We start from the raw sequence: 22,297 nt of genomic DNA, 5'->3' as shown, positions 1-22,297 counted from the left end.
CCGCGCCGCGTGCGCACCATTGAAAAGATGCCCGTCGCGCATAACCCCAGGTTATGCGCCGGCGCCGGCGCCACGGCCCGGGGCGGGCGGCGAAAGCCGCTAGAATCGTGGCTCCGCAAGTGGTGGCGAGCCATATGTCCGAAAACAAGCCAAACAGCACCGAATCCGCCGAGGACTTCCGCAACGCCGCGCTCGAATACCACCGGCTCGCGCCGCACGGCAAGATCCGGGTCAACGCCACCAAGCCCATGCTCACCCAGCGCGACCTGGCGCTGGCGTACTCGCCCGGCGTGGCGCACGCCTGCGAGGAGATCGTCGCCGATCCCAACACCGCCAGCGAGCTGACCGCACGCGGCAACCTGGTGGCGGTGATCAGCAACGGCACCGCGGTGCTCGGCCTGGGCGACATCGGCCCGCTCGCCGGCAAGCCGGTGATGGAAGGCAAGGGCGTGCTGTTCCAGAAGTTCGCCGGCATCGACGTGTTCGACATCGAGGTCGACGAGCGCGACCCCGATAGGCTGGTCGACATCATCGCCAGCCTCGAACCCACCTTCGGCGGCATCAACCTCGAGGACATCAAGGCGCCGGAGTGCTTCGTCGTCGAGCGCAAGCTGCGCGAGCGGCTCAACATCCCGGTGTTCCACGACGATCAGCACGGCACCGCGATCATCGTCGGCGCCGCGGTGATCAACGCGCTGGAGATCGCCGGCAAGAAGATCGGCGAGGTGAAGCTGGCCACCTCCGGTGCGGGCGCCGCCGGCATCGCCTGCCTGGACATGCTGGTGGCGCTGGGCCTGAAGCCGGAGAACATCCTGGCCGTGGATCGCGACGGGGCGCTCTACACCGGGCGGCCGAACCTGGACCCGGACAAGCAGCGCTACGCCCGCGACACCGACAAGCGCACCCTGGCCGACATCGTCGCCGGCGCCGACGTCTTCCTCGGCCTGTCGGCCGGCGGCGTGCTCAAGCCGGAGATGGTGGCGACCATGGCCGCGCGCCCGATCATCCTGGCGCTGGCCAACCCCTACCCGGAGATCCTGCCGGAGGCGGCGAAGCAGGTGCGTCCGGACTGCATCGTCGCCACCGGCCGCAGCGACTATCCGAACCAGGTCAACAACGCGCTGTGCTTTCCGTACATCTTCCGCGGCGCCCTCGACGTCGGCGCCACCGGCATCAACGAGGCGATGAAGCTCGCCTGCGTGCACGCCATCGCCGAGCTGGCGAAGGTGGAGGCGACCGACCTGGGCAGCGCCTACGGCGGCGACCTGCCCAGCTTCGGTCCCGACTACATCATCCCGCGGCCCTTCGACCAGCGCCTGCTGACCATGCTGGCGCCGGCGGTGGCCCAGGCGGCGATGGAGTCCGGCATCGCGCTGCGTCCCATCGAGGACCTGGACGTCTACCGGGAGAAGCTCGGCCAGTTCCTCTACCGCACCGGGCTGGTGATGAAGCCGGTCTACGATCGCGCCCGCAGCGACCGCCAGCGCGTGGTCTACGCCGAAGGCGAGGAGGAGCAGGTGCTGCGCGCGGTGCAGACCGTGGTGGACGAGAAGCTGGCGCAGCCGATCCTGATCGGCCGCCCGGACGTGATCGAGGCGCGCATCGAGCGCATGGGCCTGCGGCTGGAGGCGGGGCGAGATTTCGAGCTCACCAACATCAACGACGACCCGCGCTTCAACGAGTACTGGCAGCAGTATCACGCCATCACCGAGCGCCGCGGCGTGACCCCGGACTCGGCCAAGAACCTGCTGCGCTCGCGGCCGTCGCTGATCGCCGCGCTGATGGTCGAGCGCGGCGAGGCCGACGCGATGATCTGCGGGCTGGTCGGGCGCTTCCACAAGAAGCTCGGCTACATCCGCAGCGTGTTCCCGCTCGACCCGGGCGTGCAGAGCACTTCGGCGATGACCGGCGTGGTCAACGACCGCGGGCTGTGGTTCTTCCTCGACACCCACGTGCAGCTCGACCCCAGCGCCGAGCAGATCGCCGAGAGCACCCTGCAGGCCAGCTACCGGCTGAAGCTGTTCGGCATCGAGCCGAAGGTGGCGCTGCTGTCGCACTCCAACTTCGGCAGCCACGACAATCCCAGCGCCGCCAAGATGCGGCGGGTGCGCGAGATCCTGGCGCAGCGCAAGCCGGACCTGGAGATGGACGGCGAGATGATGGCCGACACCGCCTGGGACGAGCTGCTGCGTCGGCGCATCTTCCCCAACACCACGCTGTCGGGCCGGCCCAACCTGTTCGTGCTGCCGAATCTGGACGCGGCCAACATCACCTACAACATGGTGCGGGTGATGACCGACGGCGTGGCGCTGGGGCCGATCCTGATGGGCATCAGCCGCCCCGCGCACGTCATGACCTCCACCGCCACGCCGCGCCGGGTGGTCAACATGACCGCCATCGCCGCCGTGGAGGCGCAGATCCGCAAGGCCCAGCGCGGCGGTTGACGGCTCGGGGCCCAGGCCCGCGCCTGCAGGAAGTCGGCGGCCGCTCGCTATCGGCCCAGCAGGCGCCGCAGCAGGCCGGGCAGGCTGGGCAGGTCGTCCTTGAGCACCAGCGCGTCGGCGCCCGGCGGGGCCGGGTCCGGCACGTGCAGCGAGCCGGTCAGGAACACGAACGGCAGCGACGGGTCGTGTTCGCGCACCACCGCCTGGGCCTCGGTGCCGTCGAAGCCGGGGATGTTGACGTCGGACAGCACCACGTCCGGCGCGAACTCCACCAGTGCCGCGCGCAGCGCCTGCTCGGTGTAGACGCGGCGGCATTCCACCGCGACGCCGCCGTCGCGCAACGCCAGTTCGGCCAGCTCGGCGTCGTCCCTCGAATCGTCGACCAGCAGGACCCGCCAGGGCGGGCCGTGGCCCGCTCCGGATCGGCCGCCGTCGTCGTCGTCGGTCGTGCGCCCGGCGCCCCCCCTGTTCGCGGCCAAGCGGTCAGCCTCCCGCCGGCGGTTCGTTGAGCACCGCCCAGAACTTGCCCAGGGTCCGCACCGCCTCGAAGAACTGGTCCACGTCCACCGGCTTGACCACGTAGGCGTTCACGCCCAGGTCCCAGCTGCGCGCCAGGTCGCTCTCCTCGCGCGAGGACGACAGGATCACCACCGGCAGCTTCTTGAAGCCCCCGTCCTTGCGCAGCTCGTTAAGCACTTCCAACCCGTCCATCCGCGGCATCTTGATGTCCAGCAGCAGCACCGCCGGCTCGCCGTCGGTGCGGCCGGCGTACTTGCCGCGGCGCAGCAGGTAGTCCAGCGCCTCCACGCCGTCCTGGACGTGGACGATGGGATTGGCCAGGTGCGCCTCGCGCAGGGCGTCGATCGCCATCTCGGCGTCGTGCGGACTGTCTTCGGCCAGCAGGATGGTGCGCAACTCGGTCATGTCGGTTTCTCGTTGTTGGCGGGCAGGTCGCCCGCGGCAGGCAGGATGAAATGGAAGGTGGCGCCCTCGCCGGGCTCGGCCTCGGCCCAGACCCGGCCGCCGTGGCGGCCGATCACCCGGCGCACGCTGGCCAGGCCGATGCCGGTGCCCTGGAACTCGCTGGCCGCGTGCAGGCGCTGGAACACGCCGAACAGCTTGCCCGCGTACTTCATGTCGAAGCCGGCGCCGTTGTCGCGTACCCGGAAATGGTGCCCGCCGTCGTCGCTCGGCGTGCATTCGACCTCGATCTGCGCCGGCTCGCTGCCGCGGCTGTACTTGACCGCGTTGCCCAGCAGGTTCATCCACACCTGGCGCAGCATGTTCGCATCGCCCACCACCACCGGCAGGTCGGCGATCTTCCAGGCGATGCGGTGCTGCGGGGCGTCGGCGGCGCTGTTGGCGTCGAGCATCGAGCGGGTCTCGGCCACCAGCGACTGCATGTCCACCAGCTGCAGGCGCAGCGCGCTGCGGCCCAGGCGCGAGTACACCAGCAGGTCGTCGATCAGCGACGACATGCGCCTGGCCGAGTCGACGATCACGCCCAGGTAGTGGCTGCCCTTCTCGTCGATCGACCCGCCCAGGTGCCGCGACAGCTTGTCGCCGAAGCCGGCGATGTGCCGCAGCGGCGCGCGCAGGTCGTGCGAGACCGAGTAGCTGAACGCCTCGAGCTCGCGGTTGACATCGGAGATCTGCTCCACCTTGCCCTGCAGCTGGCGGTTGAGCTCGCGGATCTGGCGCTCGCTGGCCTTCTGCGCGCTGATGTCGCTGGCGGTGACCAGGGCCACCATGGCCTCGCTGTCGGGCAGCGGCATGCGCCGGGCGTTGATCAGCATGGTGCGGTCGATGCCGTCCGCGGTCTGCTGCACCTGCTCGTGGTCCCACAGCTCGCGGTTGCGGGCCAGCACGTCGCGCAGGCGGCGCAAGGTCTCCTCGTGGCGCCAGGCGCCGCCGCCGGTCTCGGCCAGCGGCCGACCGCTGCTGTCCTCCCCGACGCCGTACAGCTCGGCGAAGGCGGCGTTGTGCATCACCACGCGCAGCTCGGCGTCCACCAGCACGATCGGCTCGCGCACGGTGTCGAGCACCGCCGTGGCGCGGCCGCTGGCGCTGCGGGCGTCGCGCTCGGCGCTCAACCGGCTGGCGATCTGCCGCCCGGCCAGGAACAGCAGCGCGCCCAGCAGCACCAGCTGTCCGGCCATTGCCGCCCAGGCCGCCTGGGTGGCGCGCGCGCTGAGGCGCTCGGCGCGCGCCTGGCGTGCGTTGGCCTGAGCCTGCTCCTCGGCGACCAGCTCCTCGATGACGTCGTGGATCGGATAGCGGGCCACCGCCACCGCCATGTCCTCGTGCGCGGAGGCCGCGCCGGCGGCGAGGATCGCCTCCAGCCGCTCGGTGCGCAGGGCGATGGTGGACTGCAGCGCGCCGGCACGGATCTGCTGCTGCGGATTGTCGCGGGTGAGCAGTTGCAGCTGCCGCAGGTTCGCCGGGATGTTGACTCGCGCCAGGGCGATACGTTCGTGCACCACCGGGTCGTCGATGCCGGCGGCCATCGCCAGTGCCGTGGCCTCCAGGTTGCGCACCCCCGAGGACAGCGCATGCACGGTGGCCTCGACCTCGCGCGCGTGCATCACGTGCTCCCAGGCGGCGCGGCTGTCTTGGGTGGCCTTGCGCAGCAGCAGGAACGGCGCCACCACGATCACCACCACCGCCAGGCCCAGCAGCGCCAGCCGCCAGTGTGCGAGCGGGTTTTCGGAGAGTTCTGGATGCATCGCTGAACCGGGTTGCCTGTTCGACTAGGGCGTTGGCGCCCCTGCCGGCCCCGTCTTCCCCCTGGGGTGATCGTCGTCGAGCGCGATGGCCCGGCAATCGCCACCGGACGCGCCCGTCGTTGCGCACCGGCAGTCGCCGGTCGAGCTGGGCATGATCGTGCTCGCGCGTGAAAACCGTGCGAAGGCCGTGTTGGATGCTGCGGTCGACGCGTTCGCACCTCGCGGCGCCAGCGGCACCGACCCTTCAGGAGCGGCCCATGGTCGCGAAGGCCGCGGAAGACTCCGGCCGGGCGGGGCAGCGGCTCCGGCCGAACGGGCGGCGATTCCCGGCATCGGCGATCGCGCCGGGCTTCGCGTGCAGGACACGTTCCTGTGGCGCGCCCACGCCCCGGATCCCGCGCGTCCCGCGTCGCCGATCCCCTGCCGCCCGTGTCCCGGGACAGTCCCCCGGCCGCGGGGCCTGGCGGTGGCCCGCCTGCTAGAATCGAAGCTCTATTTTTCCCAAGACCATAGGCGGCCGGCGGGCCGCGGCGGAGCGCTCCCCCCACATGAACTGGCTCAACGACGTCCTGCAGAACGATCCCGATCCCACCGAGACCCGCGAGTGGGTCGAATCGCTGAAGGCCGTTCTCGACGCCGACGGCCCGGAGCGCGCCCACCAGCTGCTGCAGAACATGGTGGAGCTGACCCGCCGCAGCGGCGCCCACCTGCCGTTCGCGCCCACCACCGAGTACATCAACACCATCCCGACCCACCTCGAGCCGCGCATGCCCGGCGACTCGCAGCTGGAATGGCGGATCCGCTCGATCATCCGCTGGAACGCGATGGCGATGGTGGTGCGCGCCAACCGCAAGCCCGGCGACCTGGGCGGCCACATCGCCAGCTTCGCCAGCTCCGCCACCCTGTACGACGTCGGCTTCAACCACTTCTGGCGGGCGCCGAGCAAGGACCACCCCGGCGACCTGCTGTACGTGCAGGGCCACAGCTCCCCCGGCATCTACGCGCGCTCGTTCCTGGAGGGCCGCTTCAACGAATCCCAGCTCGACCACTTCCGCATGGAGGTGGACGGCCGCGGCATCAGCAGCTACCCGCACCCCTGGCTGATGCCCGACTACTGGCAGACCCCGACGGTCAGCATGGGCCTGGGCCCGATCGCCGCGATCTACCAGGCGCGCAACTGGAAGTACCTCGAAGCGCGCGGCCTGATCCCCAAGACCGACCGCAAGGTCTGGTGCTTCCTGGGCGACGGCGAGACCGACGAGCCGGAGAGCCTGGGCGCGATCAGCGTGGCCGGCCGCGAGGGCCTGGACAACCTGGTGTTCGTGATCAACTGCAACCTGCAGCGCCTGGACGGCCCGGTGCGCGGCAACGGCAAGATCATCCAGGAGCTGGAGGGCGGCTTCCGCGGCGCCGGCTGGAACGTGATCAAGCTGGTCTGGGGCAGCTACTGGGACCCGCTGCTGGCCAAGGACAAGGACGGCATGCTGCGCAAGCTGATGATGGAGACCGTCGACGGCGAGTACCAGAACTGCAAGGCCTTCGGCGGCGCCTACACCCGCGAGAACTTCTTCGGCAAATACCCCGAGACCGCCAACCTGGTGGCCAACCTGTCCGACGAGGACGTCTGGCGCCTGAACCGCGGCGGCCACGACCCGCACAAGGTGTTCGCCGCCTACGACCGCGCCATGAACACCAAGGGCCAGCCCACGGTGATCCTGGCCAAGACGGTGAAGGGCTACGGCATGGGCAGCGCCGGCGAGGCGCTCAACCCCACCCACCAGACCAAGAAGCTGGACGACGAGGCGGTGCGCGCGTTCCGCGACCGCTTCAAGATCCCGGTCTCCGACGACCAGCTGAAGGACGGCCAGGTGCCGTTCTACCACCCGGGCGACAAGTCCGACGAGGTGAACTACCTCAAGGAGCGCCGCAGCAAGCTCGGCGGCTACCTGCCGCAGCGCCGCCGCAAGGCCAGCGAAGCGCTCAAGGCGCCGAAGCTCGAGGTGTTCGACCGCCTGCTCAAGAGCAGCGGCGAGCGCACCATCAGCACCACCATGGCGTTCGTGCAGGCGCTGGGCATCGTGCTGCGCGACAAGCAGGTGGCGCCGCGGGTGGTGCCGATCGTGGCGGACGAGGCGCGCACCTTCGGCATGGAGGGCATGTTCCGCCAGCTCGGCATCTACGCCCCGCAGGGCCAGAAGTACAAGCCGGTCGACCGCGACCAGCTGATGTACTACCGCGAGGACGCCGCCGGGCAGGTGCTGGAGGAGGGCATCACCGAGGCCGGCGCCTTCGCCAGCTGGATGGCCGCGGCCACCAGCTACAGCACCAACGACCTGCAGATGCTGCCGTTCTACATCTACTACTCGATGTTCGGCTTCCAGCGCATCGGCGACGCCGCCTGGCAGGCGGCCGACATGCGCGCGCGCGGGTTCCTGCTGGGCGCCACCGCCGGCCGCACCACGCTCAACGGCGAAGGCTTGCAGCACGAGGACGGCCACAGCCACCTCTTGGCCGGCGCCATCCCCAACTGCCGCAGCTACGATCCCACCTTCGGCTTCGAGGTCACGGTGATCCTGCAGCACGGCATGCAGCGCATGCTCGAGGAGCAGATCGACGAGTACTACTACATCACCCTGATGAACGAGAACTACACCCACCCGGACATGCCCGAGGGCGCCGCGGAGGGGATCATCAAGGGCATGTACCTGCTCAAGGACGCCGGCAAGCCGAAGAAGGGCGAGCACCGCGTGCAGCTGCTGGGCAGCGGGACCATCCTGCGCGAGGCGATCGCCGCGGCCGAGCTGCTGGACAAGGACTTCGGCGTGACCGCGGACATCTGGTCCTGCCCGAGCTTCACCGAGCTGCGCCGCGACGGCCTGGACGCCGCCCGCCACAACCGCCTGAATCCGGAAGCCAAGCACAAGCGCAAGCCCTACATCACCGGGCTGCTGGAAGGCCGCCAGGGCCCGGCCATCGCCGCCACCGACTACGTGTACGCCTACGCCGATCAGGTCCGCGCCTTCGTGCCGATGGACTACACCGTGCTGGGCACAGACGGCTTCGGCCGCAGCGACACGCGCGCCAACCTGCGTCGCCACTTCGAGGTCGACCGCTTCTACATCGCCCACGCCGCCATCGACGCGCTGGCCAAGGCCGGCAAGATGACCGCCAAGGACGTGTCGCGGGCGATCAAGCTGTACAAGCTGGAGACGGACAAGCCCAACCCGGTCACCGTGTGATTCCCCGGCTGCCTCCTGCGTAGAGCGGAGCTTGCTCCGCTGCTTCCCGGCCCGAACCAAAGAGTGCAGCCGAGCAAGCTCGGCTCCACGCAGGCGCACTCGCGCAGGATCGCCCATGCCAGCGCGTCGAGCCGTTCGTCGTATTGCGGCTCGGCCGACCAGGCGCAAGCGCGGAAGATCATACGGCGGCGGGCATCCATTCGCCCTGGCGGCGAGCTTCGAGGCGGCCTTTCAGCCGGCGAACGCACGCTGCAAGCCGTCCACCCGGGGCTGTGGTGCGGAGCGTCTGGGTCAGGGCCTTCGTGGCGAAAAGGTTGGCTTGGCGGGTATATTTCACGACGGCCGCACCCATCCACGGAAGGACACGAATGAAGATTCTCGTTGTCATCAAGTATCTCTTCGCCGCGATCGGCGTCGGCATGCTGCTCGGCGCGCTGTTGCTGTTCTCGGGTACGCGGTCGTTCCTGGCCGAAGCCGTGCGCGCCGAGGGCGTGGTGGTGGACCTCGAGCGTTCGCGCTCGAGCGAGTCGACCACCTATCGGCCGGTGGTCCTGTTCACCGCGCAGGATGGCCAGGAAGCGACCTTCGTCTCCAGCTCCGGCAGCAATCCGCCCAGCCATCGGCGCGGCGAGCGGGTGCAGGTGCTGTATCCGCCAGGCAGGCCCGAGGAAGCGCGCATCGACGGTTTCTTCCCGCTGTGGGGTGCCGTGGTGATCCTGGGCGGCATCGGCAGCGCGTTCTTCCTGATCGGCGGCGGCATGGTGCTGTTCGGCGCGCTCAAAGGCCGCGACGCGCGCTACCTGCGGGCGAACGGGATGCGGATCGAGGCCGAGATCACCGGTGTGGAGCGCAACGAGGGCCTGTCCGTCAATGGCCGCAGTCCGTATTGCATCGTCGGGCAATGGCAGAACCCGACGACTTCGGAAGTGCATGTCTTCCGAAGCGACAACATCTGGTTCGATCCGACGGACTACCTGAGGACGGAACGGATGCCGGTGCTGATCGACCGGAACAAGCCGGGCCGATACCTGGTCGATCTGTCGTTCCTGCCCAAGCTGGCGAACTAGCCCGAACGTGCGCCCGATCCGGGCGGGCGGCATGCAGGCCTCGCATGCGCGTACGGCCGGCGCGGGTGCTTCACGGAATGCAAAGGCGCGCGCCGCCACGATGGGGGTCCGGGCTGCCGACGTCGTGAGGCCGCCGCAACGCACGAGGTCCTCCATGTTCGCCAAGAAGCCGATCGCTCTCGAACCCGGGGCCATCGCGAAGGCGCTCGCCATCGCCCTGCTTTCGGGCAGCTTGCTGGCCGCGTGCGCACCTGCCGAAGACGACACCGGGGTGGCCGCCGACCAGCCAGCGTCCGCGCCGGCGCCGGCGGCCACGGAGGACGCCGCGCGGGCAGGGGCCGCGCCTGAGCCAGCGGCCGCGGGCGGCACGGTTGGTGGCGACGGCTCGGAGATCCAGCTCGATCCGTTGACCGAACCCGATGTGGCCGACGCGGACCTGGCGGGCGAACTTGCGTGCAGCTTTTCCACCGGCGATGCACGGCCGATCCTGCACGCCACCGGGGTGGTCGCGTCCGACGATCCGGCGCAGGGCATCGTGAAGGTCTCGGGCTACGTCGAGCCGGTGCGCGCGCCCGGCGGCTTCGACGGCATGACCAAGGACCCCACGTTCACCGGGCAGGGCAAGACGATCCGCATCGTCGAAACCGGCGACGCGATCGGCGGGGGCGAGTCGCCGCCGCGCCCGGCGACACTGACCTACCAGCGTGCCGACGGCGCGAGCCGCACGTTCGAGGGGCGCTGGCAGTGCGGGCCCTGAGCCCGGGGCCGCCGCGTCCGTAGCCGTCGAACGGCGCCGCTGGACAGTGCGGCGCCGCTGTCGCTTTTGCTTGGAGGGCAGAGCACGGCGGCAGCCGCGACCCGGCGCGGCGACCGCGCCCGTCAGCCGTAGTGCGCGAGGAACATCGCGACGGCCGATTCGGCCACCGCCTTCCGCTGCGCCGCGGTCAACGGCGGCTGCCCCATCGCAATCTGCGGCCAGAACGCGGCGCCCTTGACCAGCGATTCGAGCTGTTGCGCGGCGAAGGCGGGATCGTGCGCCTTGAGGCGGCCGTCGGCGGCGGCGGCGCGCACCCAGGTGGTCATGGCGTGTTCGCGCTGGCCGAGCAGTGCCATCAGCTGGCGGGCCAGATCCGGCGAGTGCAGGCTGGCGACGATCGCCACGCGGGCCAGGTCGGCGAAATCGGGTTCGTGCAGCAGGTGCAGCTTGCGCTGCACCAGTTCCAGCAGCTGGTCGTGCAGCGGCGCGTCGGCGCGGTAGGGCGTGGCGTGCTCGTCGCTGCCGCGGGCCATCAGGTCGTCGACGATGTGGACGAACAGCGCTTCCTTGCTGGGGAAGTGGTTGTAGACGGTGCGCTTGGAGACCCCGGCGGTGGCGGCGATGCGGTCCATGCTGGTGGCCTCGAAGCCGGCGGCGCGGAACTCGGCCACTGCGGCATCGACGATCGCCGCGCGCTTGCGGTCGGTGAGGCGGGTAGGGGCGTCGGACCGGGCCATGGGCCAAGTTTACACCGGGGAGTTTACTTCCTGCGATCCTCTGACTACACTGCACCGTGTAGTTTCTGGACGCCCGTCATGACCACCCCTCCCCCGACGCGCCGCCGCACACGCGGACGCCGCCTGACCGCCCTGATCCTCGCCTTCGGAGTCCTTGCCGTGAGTGCCTGCACCCTGTCCCTGGTCCGCACCAATCGCCCCCTTGCCGAGTACCCGGCCTCGCCGCAGGCCGCCGAGGGCAAGTTCCGCAACGTCGCGCCGCGCCCGCCCCAGGGCGTCGGTTTCATGGCGCGACTGCTGTGGGACTTCGCCTTCCACAAGCCCGCCACCACGGTGCCGGACGCGCCGCCGGTGGTGCTGCCGCTGACCCGCGAGGCACTGGAAGCGGCGCCGGATCGCAGCCTGTTCCGGCTGGGGCATTCGACCTTGCTGATCAAGCTGCGCGGCGGGTTCTGGATCACCGACCCGGTGTTCGCCGAACGCGCGTCGCCGCTGCAGTGGATGGGGCCGAAGCGTTTCCATGCACCGCCGATCGCGCTGGAGGCATTGCCGCCGCTGCGCGGGGTGTTGCTCTCGCACGATCACTACGACCATCTCGACCGCGCCACGGTGGCGGCGCTCGCCGGCAAGACCGAGGTGTTCCTGGCGCCGCTGGGCGTCGGCGACCGGCTGGTCGCCTGGGGCGTGCCGGAGGCGAAGGTTCGGCAGTTCGACTGGTGGCAGGAGACCGAGCTGGACGGGCTGCGCATCATCGCCACGCCCGCGCAGCACTTTTCTGGGCGCGGGCTGTTCGACGGCGACCGCACGCTGTGGACTTCCTGGGTGGTCATCGATCCGCCCGCGGGCGAGGACGACCACGGGTTGCGGCTGTTCTTCAGCGGCGACACCGGCTACTTCGACGGGTTCCGGGAGATCGGCCGTCGCTTCGGCCCGTTCGACGTGGCCATGCTCGAGACCGGTGCCTACGACCTGCGCTGGACCTACGTGCACATGTTGCCGGAGCAGACCGTGCAGGCGCACGCCGACCTGCGCGCACGGGTGCTGCTGCCGATCCATAACGGCACCTTCGATCTGGCGATGCATGCCTGGAACGACCCGTTCGAGCGCATCGCCGCACTGGCTGCGGAGCGCGGCGCCGCGCTGGCCACGCCGCGCATGGGCGAGCGCTTCGACCTGGCCGCGCCGCAGCCGACGCCGGCCTGGTGGCGGGAATGAGGTAGCGAGGCACGCGGCCCGGCGAAGCCGATGAAACGCACCCATCCAGACCCTCCGCCGCCGCAGGACCCTCCAGCGAAAAGTGATCATCGTCGCGTTATGATGATGCCGCGCACCCGGCGGGGGAAGCCGCCCGCATGCGCAATGGAGGCCGAATCGGCATCGACAACTGGAAGTCGTCCAGGGGGACACATGATCAAGAAACTGCTGCTGGTGCTGGTGCTGGCGGTCGTGGCGCTGGTGGTCCACGACCAGGGCAGGCGCATTTCCGATGCGGACGTGCGCAAGTACTACCGCGAACAGATGGAGGCGCTGCAGGCGTACGATAGCGAGGCGATCTGCGCCGTCATGGCGGGCGACTTTCGCCTCGAAGATATCCAGCACGCGGCCGGGCAAACCCATCCGTCCACCATGGACCGGGCGGCGGCCTGCCGGCAGATGGAGGAGGCGGTCGCGCTGCTGCGCATGCTGTCCGAGCAGACCGGCGGAATGCTCGCGATCGAATTCGCCTACCAGATCACCCGGGTCGAGATATCGCCCGATGGGCGCCGGGCGCTGGTAGAGGCGACCAGTACCGCCAAGCTCGGTGGCCGGCTGCTATCGCGCAGCCGATCGAAGGAAAACCTGTCGCGGTCGCTGTGGCGAGTGACCAGCCACGGCGGCCAGTCCCAGACCTGGAACTACGGTGACTGAGCGGCCGCACCGCGGAACTGCGAGGGCGGGGGCGCGGCGATGCCTGGCGCTGTGCTGCGCCGGCCTCGTCGCGGCGGCGACCGCGGCGGAGCCGGAGCCGGATGCCGCGCCGGAGCCCAAGGCGATGGCGAGGGCCTGCCTGGTGGAAGGCATCTTCATGCGCGACGGCGAGGCGCAGCCGCTGGTGGATTGCCTGCAGGGCAACGGCGAGGCGCACGAGCGCCTGACCGGGGCCTGCGAGGGACCGGTGCGGATGGCGGAGGCGGTCGGCGCTCCGCAGCCCAAGGTGACCTGGCTGGCCGCCTGCCCGACCGCGGCCCAGGCGCGATGCGAGGGCATCGGCGGCACCCGCATCGCGGTCTACCACTATCGCCGTACCGCGGACCAGCTGGCGCAATCGCGCCCGGGCTGCGAGGGCGCGGGCGGCGAATGGGTGGAGGGCGGCGGCAAGGACTGACCGGCCGCGCCGAGCCGTGCGGCCGCCCGTTCCCGCCGAGGCGGCGGCTGCGGACGATCGGTGCGCTCAGGTTTCCCCGAACCCGCGGCTCGAATGCGCGGCCGGGCGCGGCGGCGGCGGCTCCTCGATCGCGGCGCCGGCGAGGACCGGGTCGCCGTGAGGCGAGGTGCGCTCGCCGGCGTCCTCCTGTGCCAGCGCCTCGTCGGTCCCGTTCCGGCGCCGTCGCCATGCCCGGTATGCGAGATAGCCGACCGCGCCCAAGGCGAACGTTCTCAGAATGCCCATGCGGGTTCTCCTTCGTGTCTGGACCGGGACCCAGGATGGAAGGCCGGTGGTGATCCCGTCGTGACTTCCGGCCGGCCGCCGCTCGGCCGCATGACGTCTGGCCTGCGACGTGCCGCCGTGCCGGGGGTAGGGTCCGGGCAGGCCTGCTTCCGGGACGACGGATATGCGCACCCTCCTGCTTGCGGCAACGCTGGTCCTGGTGTCCGTGACCGGCCCGGCACGCGCCGTCGACGACCGTCCCGCACCGATCGCCGAGGTGATGCTGGTGGGCATGTACCACATGCACAACCCCGGCGCGGACATGTTCAACATCGAGGTCGACGACGTGCTGTCGGAGACGCGGCAGGCCGAGATCGCGCGGCTCACCGAGCGGCTGGCGGAATGGCGGCCGGACCTGGTGATGGTGGAGTGGAGCCGCGGCGATGCGGCCGGCATGGCCGCACGCTACGCCGACTACCGCGCCGGCGGCGTGCGCGACAGCCGCAACGAGATCATGCAGCTCGGCTTCCGCCTCGCCGACCGGCTGGACCACCCGCGGCTGGCGGCGATCGACGTGCAGGTGCCGTTCGTCTCCGACCAGCAGCGGCTGATCGACGCCGCTCCCGATGCGCGCGCGCTGCGGCTGCGCGAGCAGATGCAGGCCTACGGCGAGGCCGTCGTCGCGGGCGAAGCCGCGCGGCTGCGCGCGCTCAGCATCGGCGATTACCTGGCGCACATGAACTCGCCGGAGTCGCTGACGCTCAACCACGACTTCTACCTGCGCCACCTGATCCGGCAGTGGCAGGACGAGAACCAGGGCGGCGCCCATACCGTCGCCAACTGGTACACGCGCAATCTGCTGATCTTCCAGAACCTGCTGCGCGAGGTGGAGGAGGGAGACGGAGCGGTGCGTCGGGTGGTGGTGTTCTACGGACAGGGCCACGTGCCCACGCTGGCGCGTTTCATCGAGGACACGCCCTGGCTCACGCTGGCCGATCCGCTGCCTCACCTGGCGGACTGATTGCGGCAGTCCGCATCGTGCGGCGTCGCCGCTCGTGCCCGGTTCCCCCGGCGGCCGCATCCCGGTAGGAGCGGCCCATGGCCGCGAGGGCCGCGAGGGCCGCGGGGGCGGACGGGTGGGCGGCGACTCCGGGGACGGCCGGCGGCGTCGGCTTTCGCGGCCATGGGCCGCTCCTACAGAATGCGTCCGCCACGACCGGTTGGCCGGAAGCAACGCCGGTCGTTCTAGGTCCGGTTGATCGACACTCCGCCATCGACCCGCATCGCGCTGCCGGTCACGAAGCTGGAGGCGTCCGAGGCGAGGAACAGCGCCGCCTCGGCGATCTCGGCCGGATCGGCGATGCGCTTGAGCGCGTGCATGCCTTCGACGAACGCGCGCGACTCCGGGTTCTCGGTGAAATCGCGCGCGCCCGGAGTGTCGGTGCCGCCGGGCAACAGTGCATTCACGCGGACGCCCCGCGGGCCGCCCTCGGCGGCGAGCACCTGGGTCAGGCCGATCACGCCGGCCTTGGCCGCGGCGTAGGCGGCCATGCCGGGCATGCCCACGGTGTGGCCGACGAAGCTCGAAGTGAAGACGATCGATCCGCGCCCGGCCTCGAGCATCGCCGCCATCTGCCGCCTTGCGCCGAGGAACATCGCGGTCAGGTTGGTATCGATGGTCTCGCGCCAGTCCGCCACCGCCATCTCGACGGCCGGACCCATCGCGCCGGTGCTCCCGGCGTTGTTGAACGCGATGTCGAGGCGGCCGAAGCGCGCCAGCGCGGTGTCGACCAGGGCGTCGTTGTGGGACGCCTCGCGCACGTCGCCGGGACAGGCGACCGCCACGCCCCCGGCGCGCTCGATCTCCTCGGCCAGCTCCGCAAGCGCATCCGCGCGGCGGGCGCCGACGACCAGTCGCGCGCCCTCGCGCGCGAACAGCAGCGCCGCCGCACGGCCGATGCCCGAACTCGCGCCGGTGATGATCGCCGTTCTTCCGGCCAGTGCCTGTCCTGTCATGCCTGCTTCTCCTGCGCTATGGATGCGGATAGCTTGGGGAACGGACAGGAACGATGCTCGCCGGAATCGGCCATGGCACCAATCGAGCGAGGCGCCGATGCCCCGGCGTTGAGGAGCGGGCCATGGATCCAGCAAGGCACGCGCGTGCGCAAGATGCCGCGAGAGAGGACAACTCGCCATGGTACGGTTGCCGCCAGCCGGATCCTCGGCCGCAGCCGGATGCGCAAGACCGGTGACGTGACTGGAGTAGGGTGTCCGTGAGGAAGATCGCTGCATGTGCACTGGCCGCGCTGCTGGCCGCTCCGTCCATGGGTGCGGCAGGGGAGCAGGAGTCGCCGCATGTCGAGGTTCTGGAAATCGGCGCCGGGCTGTATCGGCTCAATGGCAATGGCTACAGCACCAATATCGGCCTGCTGGTCGGCCCCGACGCCGCGGTTCTCATCGACCCATCGCCGGGGGAGGCCCAGCTGGAGGCGCTGGATGAAGCCGTGCGGGCCCTGACCGCCGACGCCACGGTGTGGATCGTGAACACGCATGACCATCCCGATCATGCCGGAGGCAACGACTACCTCGCCAGCAAGGGCATGCGCGTGGTGGCGGACGGGGAGCCGCTGCCGCTGGGCCTGACGCGCGTCGACGTGATTTCGCACAGCGCGCGCGACCGGCTGGTGTTCCTCCCGGATCACAACGTCGTATTCGTCGGCGACGTGTTCGACAACAGCTGGCATCCCACGTTCTATGCGGGGGGCGTGAATGGATTGACCGATGCGGTGGAAACGATCCTGGCGATGGGCGACGCGCAGACGTTGATCGTGCCGGGACATGGCGCGCCGGCCGACAAGACGACGCTTCGGGCGTTCCACCGCAACACCTTGAACTGGGTCGGGCGACTTCGCACCCTGCACGCGCAGGGATACTCGATCGACCGGATCATGATCGATCCCGGGGTTCTGGAAATCGTGGCGCGCTTCGATACCCAAAGCCGCGATCCGTTCCTGCCCGAAGCGGGCCTGAGGCGTTTCATTGAGAGAACCCTCGCACTCCGCGAACACGGCGGTATGCCGTGACGGAAGGATGACGTACCGCACGTAGCGACGGTTCCAGCGCCGCACGTTGTCCTGTCGGCGATCGGTCCGCATCGCGCGCGTCACTGCTGCCCCATCACCGCATCAGCAAGATCACGCCGCACGCCCCAGGCAGCGTTGAGCGGCAGGGCGCCGCCGATCGGCAGCGGGTCGAAGCCGCCCGCGACCGGCTGTCCCTGCAGCGGGAACCCCACGAACAGCGCAGCCGCGCTCGGCAGCAGCGCGCCCCAGGCCGCGGCCCCGCTCGAGGTGGGAGCACCAAGTCTGGCGCCGTGCGGACCCGGTCGACGCCAGCGGAAGCGATCCGGAACCCGTTCACGCTTTCCGGCAATGAATACGAATGCATCGCGCGCGTTCATCGCATTGTGCGGTTGCACACCGCCACAGAATGCTCGGAGCGCGACCGCCGGGTGCGCGCTTCGGCTTTCAGGAGGTGCTGCGATGCAAGTCCCGACACGCCCGTTCCGCGGCCTGGCCGCCCACCTGTTGCTCGCATGGCTGCTGCTGCCGATCTCGATGCCGGCGGCCTGGGCGGCGATCGACGCCAGCGCGCTGGGCGCGCGCTACGACGCCTCACAGGCGAACATCACCTTCCGGGTGTACTCCTCGCGCGCCACCCGCATCGAGGTGTGGGTCTACGGCACGCCCCAGGGCGCGCCGGAGGCGGCGCGCTACGTGCTGACCAAGGACGCCGCCAGCGACATCTGGTCGCGCACCGTGCCGGTGGCCGAACTGCGCGACAGCCACGGCGTTGCCGGCACCGTGTATTACGGGTACCGCGCCTGGGGCCCGAACTGGACGCACGCCGGCGCCTGGGCAGCGGGCAGCACCGCCGGCTTCGTCGCCGACGTCGATGCCGCCGGCAACCGCTTCAATCCCAACAAGCTGCTGATCGATCCGTACGCGCGCGAGATCAGCCACGACCCGCTCACGCCCGCCTGCACCGACGGCACCGTCTACGCCAGCGGCGCCGCACATCGCCACAAGGACAGCGGCCCCTGCGCCAGCAAGGGCATCGTGCTGGCGCCGGATCCCACCTCCACCGGCAGCAAGCCCACGCGCGCGCTGAAGGACGAGGTGATCTACGAGGTGCACGTGCGCGGCCTGACCATGCACGACACCGGCGTGCCCGCAGCGCTACGCGGCACCTATGCCGGCGCTGCGCTCAAGGCCGGGTACCTGGCCGGCCTCGGCATCACCGCGGTCGAGTTCCTGCCCGTGCAGGAAACCCAGAACGACACCAACGACGTCGACCCCACCTCCACCGCCGGCGACAACTACTGGGGCTACATGACCCTGAACTACTTCGCGCCGGACCGCCGCTACGCCGCGGACAAGTCATCCGGCGGGCCGACGCGGGAGTGGAAGACGATGGTCAAGGCCTTCCACGACGCCGGCATCAAGGTCTACGTCGACGTGGTCTACAACCACACCGGCGAGGGCGGCGCCTGGGGCGGCAGCGACGGGCTGACCGTCTACAACCTGCTGTCCTGGCGCGGACTGGACAACCCCACCTACTACTCGCTCACCGCCGACCTGCAGTACTCCTGGGACAACACTGGCGTCGGCGGCAACTACAACACCCTCAACCCGGTGGCGCAGGACTTGATCGTCGACTCGCTGGCGTACTGGCGCGATGAGCTGGGGGTGGACGGCTACCGTTTCGACCTGGCCTCGGTACTCGGCAACACCTGTCAGCACGGCTGCTTCCATTTCGACAGGACGGATGCGGGCAACGCGCTCAACCGCATCGCCGCCGAACTGCCGCCACGCCCGGGGGCGGGCGGCAACGGCGTCGACCTGATCGCCGAGCCGTGGGCGATCGGCGGCAATTCCTACCAGGTCGGCGGCTTTCCCGCCGGCTGGGCCGAGTGGAACGGCATCTACCGCGACACCCTGCGCAAGAAGCAGAACCAGCTGGGCGCGGCGGCGGTGACGCCCGGCGAGCTGGCGACCCGCTTCGCCGGCTCCTCCGACCTCTACGGCGACGACGGCCGCAAGCCCTGGCATTCGATCAACTTCATGGTCGCGCACGATGGGTTCACCCTGGCGGACCTGTACGCCTACGACACCAAGCAGAACGGCCAGCCCTGGCCCTATGGTCCGTCCGACGGCGGCGACGACCACAACCACAGCTGGGACCAGGACGGCATCGGCGCCCACCAGACCCGCGCCGCGCGTACCGGCCTGGCCTTCCTGATGCTGAGCGCTGGCGTTCCGATGATCGCCGGCGGCGACGAGGCCCTGCGTACCCAGTTCGGCAACAACAACACCTACAACCTCGATTCGCCCGCCAACTGGCTGCTCTGGACCCGCGATGCCACCGAGGCCGACCATGAAACCTTCACCCGGCGCCTGATCGCCTTTCGCAAGGCGCACCCGGCGCTGCGCCCGGCCGGTTTCTATTCCGGCGCGGATACCAACGGCAACGTGATGGAGCAGCTGCGCTGGTTCAAGCCCGACGGCGCCCAGGCCGATGCGGGCTACTTCGACAATCCGGACAATCACGCCATCGCCTGGCGCATCGACGGCAGCGAGTTCGGCGATCCGGCCAGCGCGATCTACGTCGCCTACAACGGCTGGTCCGGCGACGTCGATTTCAATCTGCCCTGGCCGGGCGCCGGGAAGCAGTGGTACCGGGTGACCGACACTGCCACCTGGAACGAAGGGCCGGATACCGTAGCCCTGCCCGGCTCGGAAGCGTTCATCGGCGGCGAGGGCACGGTGTACGGGTTGCAGGCCCGCTCGCTGCTGTTGCTGATCGCGAGGTAAAAAAATGCAGGCCACCCAACCACATCAGATCTACCAGCCGCCGTCCGCCGAGGAGGGGGATTCCCCGCGGTTCGCCGGAGATCGTGGAAATTGGGTCCGCAACCGGCAGCAGGCCAGGTCCAGTCGATCACGCCGATAGCTCGGCCCCGTTCGTCGCCCAATTCGCCCGCACACGACCGCGGGCGCTACCGTTGGTCGGCGATAACCGCAGTACAGCGGATAAGGCGCATCATGCGAACCATGATGCACGCGTTCCTCACCGCGAACCGGGCCGAGCTGATCGCCCGCTGCCGGGCGAAGGTCGCCCAGCGCGCGCCGCCCGGCGCGCCAGCAGAGGAGCTGGCCAATGGCGTCACCATCTTCCTGGACCAGCTGATCAAGACGCTGGTGGTGGAACAGACCGAAGCTCCCATGCAGAGCTACAAGGTGTCCGGGCCGTCCGGCGGCGGCAAGCCCGCGCTCTCCGAGATGAGCGAATCGGCCACCCGCCACGGCAAGGAACTGCAGGAGCACGGGTTCACCGTCGAGGAAGTGGTCCACGACTATGGTGACCTGTGCCAGTCGATTTCCGACCTGGCCTTCGAGACCAGCATGGAGATCCAGATCGAGGAGTTCCGCACGCTCAACCGCTGCCTGGACAATGCCATCGCCAGCGCCGTGACCGAATTCGGTTATCAGCGCGATTCGATCATCGCCGACAAGCAGGCCGTCGCGCTCAACGAGCGGCTTGGATTCTTCGCCCACGAACTGCGCAACCAGCTGTGCACCGCGACGCTGGCGCTGGCCGTCATCAAGCAGGGCAACGTGGGGCTGAACGGCGCCACCGGCGGCGTGCTGGACCGTGCGCTGGTGGGACTGGCCAACCTGATCGATCGTTCCCTGGCCGAAGTGCGCATCTCCGCTGGCCTGCAGGTGCAGCACCGCCTGTTCTCGCTCGCCGATTTCATCGCCGAGGTCAAGCTGTCGGCGACGCTGGAGGCGCAGGTCAAGGGATGCACGCTGACCGTGTCCCATGTCGATCCGCTGCTGGCGGTCGACGCGGACCGCGACCTGTTGCTGTCGGCGATCGGCAACCTGCTGCAGAACGCCTTCAAGTACACCCATCCGAACAGCGAAGTGACGCTTAATGCCTATGCGCAGGCAGACCGCATCCTCATCGACGTGCAGGATCACTGCGGCGGACTGCCGCCCGGCCTGGCGGAAGAGATGTTCACGCCCTTCACGCAGGGGGCGGAGAATCGCAGCGGCCTGGGCCTGGGCCTGTCGATCTCGCGCCGCAGCGTCGAGGCCAACAATGGCGTCCTGAGCGTACGCGACGTGCCCGGTTCGGGCTGCGTGTTCACCATCGACCTCCCACGCCACTTCATGACTGCCGCGGGATAGAAAACGGGGTCAAAAAATGGGGTCAGGTTCATTTATCGACGCGACAAATGAACCTGACCCATTTTTTCCCCATTTTTTCCCATTTTTGCCTGACTCCATTCTTGTCCTTCTTCTCATGGCGCAATCTGTCGGATACATGTCGTTTTCGACCTCGTTCCGATCGGCATCCTGTTGCCCATGCCCGAGCCATGCCGTCCCGCGAGTGACCGTTCCATCGGTGTAATCCCGTTCGACGGGACCACGCTGATGGACGCCGATCGTGCACAGCCCGGAGACCGACCGGCAGGGACTCCATCGACTGGCCCGCGGTAGATACTTCCACGCGCAGGCCGCGAGGGTCGCCGCCGGCAAGGAGGCCGTGTTCAACTGGACGCTGATCGTGGTGCCGGGCATCGGTCACGACCCGAAGGGAATGAGCGAAGCCGCGGCCTCGTACCTGTATGGAGAGCCGACGGAAAGCCGGAAGTCCGGCCCGGCCGAAGCGCCGGGCGAAGAAATCGACTGAGCGACCTCGTTTGCCTGGAGTGCGCAGGCACTACAATCACGCTCCGGACATGATTTCACCTGGACAACATCAGGCCCTGTGCCGGGCACGTCGGCGGCTGCAGGACACCGATCCCAACGCGGGGACGGTGGCGGACATCGCCGCCGAGGCCGGCCTTTCCCGGTACCAGTTCATCCGCCGCTTCGCAGCCGTCTTCGGGGAGACGCCGCACCAACTGCGGCAGCGGCACCGGCTGGAGCGTGCCCGGGAGATGCTGCTGCTCGGCGAGCTCCCGGTGACCGACGTCTGCCTGGCGGTCGGTTTCTCCAGCCTGGGCAGTTTCAGCAGCTTGTTCAGTCGGCGGTTCGGCATGTCGCCGTCGCGGTTCCGGAAGTTCGCATCCGGCGGCGATCCGGCGCGGCACCAGCCCGGCTGCCTGACGCTGATGGCGCAAGCATGGCGAATGCAATAGCAATTTCCGAGAAGCAGGGTGCATGCGCTCCTGAGACAATCGGCCGCAACTGCCCGCAGGGAGACACCCGATGAGAATCAAGTTGACCAGCGTGTTCGTGGACGACCAGGACAAGGCGTTGGATTTCTATACCAAGGTGCTCGGCTTCGTCCCGAGCCACGACATCCCGGCGGGACAGTATCGGTGGATCACGGTGCGATCGCAGGAGGGCGGGGATGCCGAGGTTGCCCTGGAGCCGAATGCCAACCCTGCCGCCAAGGCCTACCAGGAAGCGCTGTTCGAGCAGGGCATCCCGATCACGGCCTTCGAAGTGGACGACGTGCGCGCCGAGCACGACCGGCTGCGCCAGCGCGGCGTGCAGTTCACCACGCCGCCCACCGAAACCGGCCCGGTGACGCTCGCGGTGTTCGCGGACACCTGCGGCAATCTCATCCAGGTCTACCAGCCGCCGGCCGACCAGGCCGGGTGATCCCGTCGCGGATCCGC

21 protein-coding genes are annotated in these 22,297 nt (G+C 69.4%); 14 read left to right on the top strand and 7 right to left on the bottom strand.

Features of this window, described 5'->3' with window-relative positions:
- Nucleotides 1-134 precede the first annotated feature (134 nt).
- A complete protein-coding gene (locus tag H0E84_RS12720) occupies nucleotides 135-2,444 on the top strand; it encodes an NADP-dependent malic enzyme (protein WP_180679022.1) in 2,310 nt (769 codons plus the stop codon).
- Between the two features lie 47 nt (nucleotides 2,445-2,491).
- On the opposite strand, the gene H0E84_RS12715 is transcribed toward H0E84_RS12720, so the two are convergent.
- From H0E84_RS12715 to H0E84_RS12705, 3 genes are read right to left on the bottom strand one after another with little or no spacing between them, the layout of a single operon-like run.
- Entirely contained in the window at nucleotides 2,492-2,923 is a 432-nt protein-coding gene (locus tag H0E84_RS12715) for a response regulator (RefSeq protein ID WP_180679021.1), read from the bottom strand.
- A gap of 4 nt (nucleotides 2,924-2,927) precedes the next feature.
- Nucleotides 2,928-3,368, bottom strand: coding sequence for a response regulator (locus H0E84_RS12710; RefSeq protein WP_180679020.1), 441 nt, complete (start codon nucleotides 3,366-3,368; stop codon nucleotides 2,928-2,930).
- Nucleotides 3,365-5,170: a sensor histidine kinase gene (locus tag H0E84_RS12705; protein WP_180679019.1), complete on the bottom strand. Its 1,806-nt coding sequence runs from the start codon at nucleotides 5,168-5,170 to the stop codon at nucleotides 3,365-3,367. Before H0E84_RS12705 ends, H0E84_RS12710 begins: the two co-directional genes overlap by 4 nt.
- 548 nt (nucleotides 5,171-5,718) lie before the next feature.
- Here H0E84_RS12705 and aceE point away from each other — a divergent pair.
- The 3 genes from aceE (at nucleotide 5,719) to H0E84_RS12690 (ending at nucleotide 10,233) form a co-directional block, all read left to right on the top strand.
- The gene (gene aceE / locus H0E84_RS12700) at nucleotides 5,719-8,409 is read left to right on the top strand and encodes a pyruvate dehydrogenase (acetyl-transferring), homodimeric type (protein WP_180679018.1); all 2,691 of its coding nucleotides are present in this window, start codon (nucleotides 5,719-5,721) and stop codon (nucleotides 8,407-8,409) included.
- Between the two features lie 368 nt (nucleotides 8,410-8,777).
- On the top strand, nucleotides 8,778-9,476 hold the full coding sequence (locus H0E84_RS12695) for a DUF3592 domain-containing protein (RefSeq protein ID WP_180679017.1): 699 nt from the start codon (nucleotides 8,778-8,780) through the stop codon (nucleotides 9,474-9,476).
- 154 nt (nucleotides 9,477-9,630) lie between these two features.
- On the top strand, nucleotides 9,631-10,233 hold the full coding sequence (locus tag H0E84_RS12690; RefSeq protein ID WP_180679016.1) for a hypothetical protein: 603 nt from the start codon (nucleotides 9,631-9,633) through the stop codon (nucleotides 10,231-10,233).
- A 122-nt stretch (nucleotides 10,234-10,355) separates the two neighbouring features.
- On the opposite strand, the gene H0E84_RS12685 is transcribed toward H0E84_RS12690, so the two are convergent.
- Nucleotides 10,356-10,970 carry a TetR/AcrR family transcriptional regulator gene (locus H0E84_RS12685; protein ID WP_180679015.1) on the bottom strand — a complete coding sequence of 205 codons (615 nt, stop codon included), beginning with the start codon at nucleotides 10,968-10,970 and terminating at the stop codon, nucleotides 10,356-10,358.
- A 78-nt stretch (nucleotides 10,971-11,048) separates the two neighbouring features.
- On the opposite strand from H0E84_RS12685, the gene H0E84_RS12680 reads away from it, so the two are divergent.
- The 3 genes from H0E84_RS12680 (at nucleotide 11,049) to H0E84_RS12670 (ending at nucleotide 13,335) form a co-directional block, all read left to right on the top strand.
- Nucleotides 11,049-12,185 (top strand): MBL fold metallo-hydrolase, encoded by a 1,137-nt coding sequence (locus tag H0E84_RS12680; RefSeq protein ID WP_180679014.1) that lies wholly within the window; start codon nucleotides 11,049-11,051, stop codon nucleotides 12,183-12,185.
- Between the two features lie 192 nt (nucleotides 12,186-12,377).
- Entirely contained in the window at nucleotides 12,378-12,878 is a 501-nt protein-coding gene (locus H0E84_RS12675; protein ID WP_180679013.1) for a hypothetical protein, read from the top strand.
- A 124-nt stretch (nucleotides 12,879-13,002) separates the two neighbouring features.
- A complete protein-coding gene (locus tag H0E84_RS12670; protein WP_180679012.1) occupies nucleotides 13,003-13,335 on the top strand; it encodes a hypothetical protein in 333 nt (110 codons plus the stop codon).
- A gap of 66 nt (nucleotides 13,336-13,401) precedes the next feature.
- On the opposite strand, the gene H0E84_RS12665 is transcribed toward H0E84_RS12670, so the two are convergent.
- Nucleotides 13,402-13,620 carry a hypothetical protein gene (locus H0E84_RS12665; RefSeq protein ID WP_180679011.1) on the bottom strand — a complete coding sequence of 73 codons (219 nt, stop codon included), beginning with the start codon at nucleotides 13,618-13,620 and terminating at the stop codon, nucleotides 13,402-13,404.
- A 163-nt stretch (nucleotides 13,621-13,783) separates the two neighbouring features.
- On the opposite strand from H0E84_RS12665, the gene H0E84_RS12660 reads away from it, so the two are divergent.
- Nucleotides 13,784-14,620, top strand: coding sequence for a DUF5694 domain-containing protein (locus tag H0E84_RS12660; RefSeq protein WP_180679010.1), 837 nt, complete (start codon nucleotides 13,784-13,786; stop codon nucleotides 14,618-14,620).
- Nucleotides 14,621-14,844: 224 nt separating this feature from the next.
- On the opposite strand, the gene H0E84_RS12655 is transcribed toward H0E84_RS12660, so the two are convergent.
- Nucleotides 14,845-15,615 carry an SDR family oxidoreductase gene (locus H0E84_RS12655; RefSeq protein WP_180679009.1) on the bottom strand — a complete coding sequence of 257 codons (771 nt, stop codon included), beginning with the start codon at nucleotides 15,613-15,615 and terminating at the stop codon, nucleotides 14,845-14,847.
- Nucleotides 15,616-15,872: 257 nt separating this feature from the next.
- Between H0E84_RS12655 and H0E84_RS12650 the strand changes: the two genes are divergently transcribed.
- Nucleotides 15,873-16,682 (top strand): MBL fold metallo-hydrolase, encoded by an 810-nt coding sequence (locus tag H0E84_RS12650; protein ID WP_180679008.1) that lies wholly within the window; start codon nucleotides 15,873-15,875, stop codon nucleotides 16,680-16,682.
- An 80-nt stretch (nucleotides 16,683-16,762) separates the two neighbouring features.
- Here H0E84_RS12650 and H0E84_RS12645 read toward each other — a convergent pair whose 3' ends face one another.
- The gene (locus H0E84_RS12645; RefSeq protein WP_180679007.1) at nucleotides 16,763-17,059 is read right to left on the bottom strand and encodes a hypothetical protein; all 297 of its coding nucleotides are present in this window, start codon (nucleotides 17,057-17,059) and stop codon (nucleotides 16,763-16,765) included.
- A gap of 82 nt (nucleotides 17,060-17,141) precedes the next feature.
- On the opposite strand from H0E84_RS12645, the gene H0E84_RS12640 reads away from it, so the two are divergent.
- The 5 genes from H0E84_RS12640 (at nucleotide 17,142) to H0E84_RS12620 (ending at nucleotide 22,280) form a co-directional block, all read left to right on the top strand.
- A complete protein-coding gene (locus tag H0E84_RS12640; RefSeq protein ID WP_180679006.1) occupies nucleotides 17,142-19,472 on the top strand; it encodes a glycogen debranching protein in 2,331 nt (776 codons plus the stop codon).
- Nucleotides 19,473-19,712: 240 nt separating this feature from the next.
- Nucleotides 19,713-20,855 carry a sensor histidine kinase gene (locus H0E84_RS12635; RefSeq protein ID WP_180679005.1) on the top strand — a complete coding sequence of 381 codons (1,143 nt, stop codon included), beginning with the start codon at nucleotides 19,713-19,715 and terminating at the stop codon, nucleotides 20,853-20,855.
- A 358-nt stretch (nucleotides 20,856-21,213) separates the two neighbouring features.
- Nucleotides 21,214-21,360 carry a hypothetical protein gene (locus H0E84_RS20765; protein ID WP_219339732.1) on the top strand — a complete coding sequence of 49 codons (147 nt, stop codon included), beginning with the start codon at nucleotides 21,214-21,216 and terminating at the stop codon, nucleotides 21,358-21,360.
- Between the two features lie 127 nt (nucleotides 21,361-21,487).
- Complete coding sequence (locus H0E84_RS20760) at nucleotides 21,488-21,811, top strand: helix-turn-helix domain-containing protein (protein WP_180679003.1); 324 nt, start codon at nucleotides 21,488-21,490, stop codon at nucleotides 21,809-21,811.
- Nucleotides 21,812-21,881: 70 nt separating this feature from the next.
- Entirely contained in the window at nucleotides 21,882-22,280 is a 399-nt protein-coding gene (locus H0E84_RS12620; protein ID WP_180679002.1) for a VOC family protein, read from the top strand.
- Nucleotides 22,281-22,297: the final 17 nt, after the last annotated feature.

This window comes from Luteimonas salinisoli, from assembly GCF_013425525.1.
In the GTDB taxonomy this organism is placed as follows: domain Bacteria; phylum Pseudomonadota; class Gammaproteobacteria; order Xanthomonadales; family Xanthomonadaceae; genus Luteimonas; species Luteimonas salinisoli.
The sequence above is the reverse complement of the archived record's forward strand: the minus strand, read 5'-3'. Positions and strand labels throughout refer to the sequence as shown.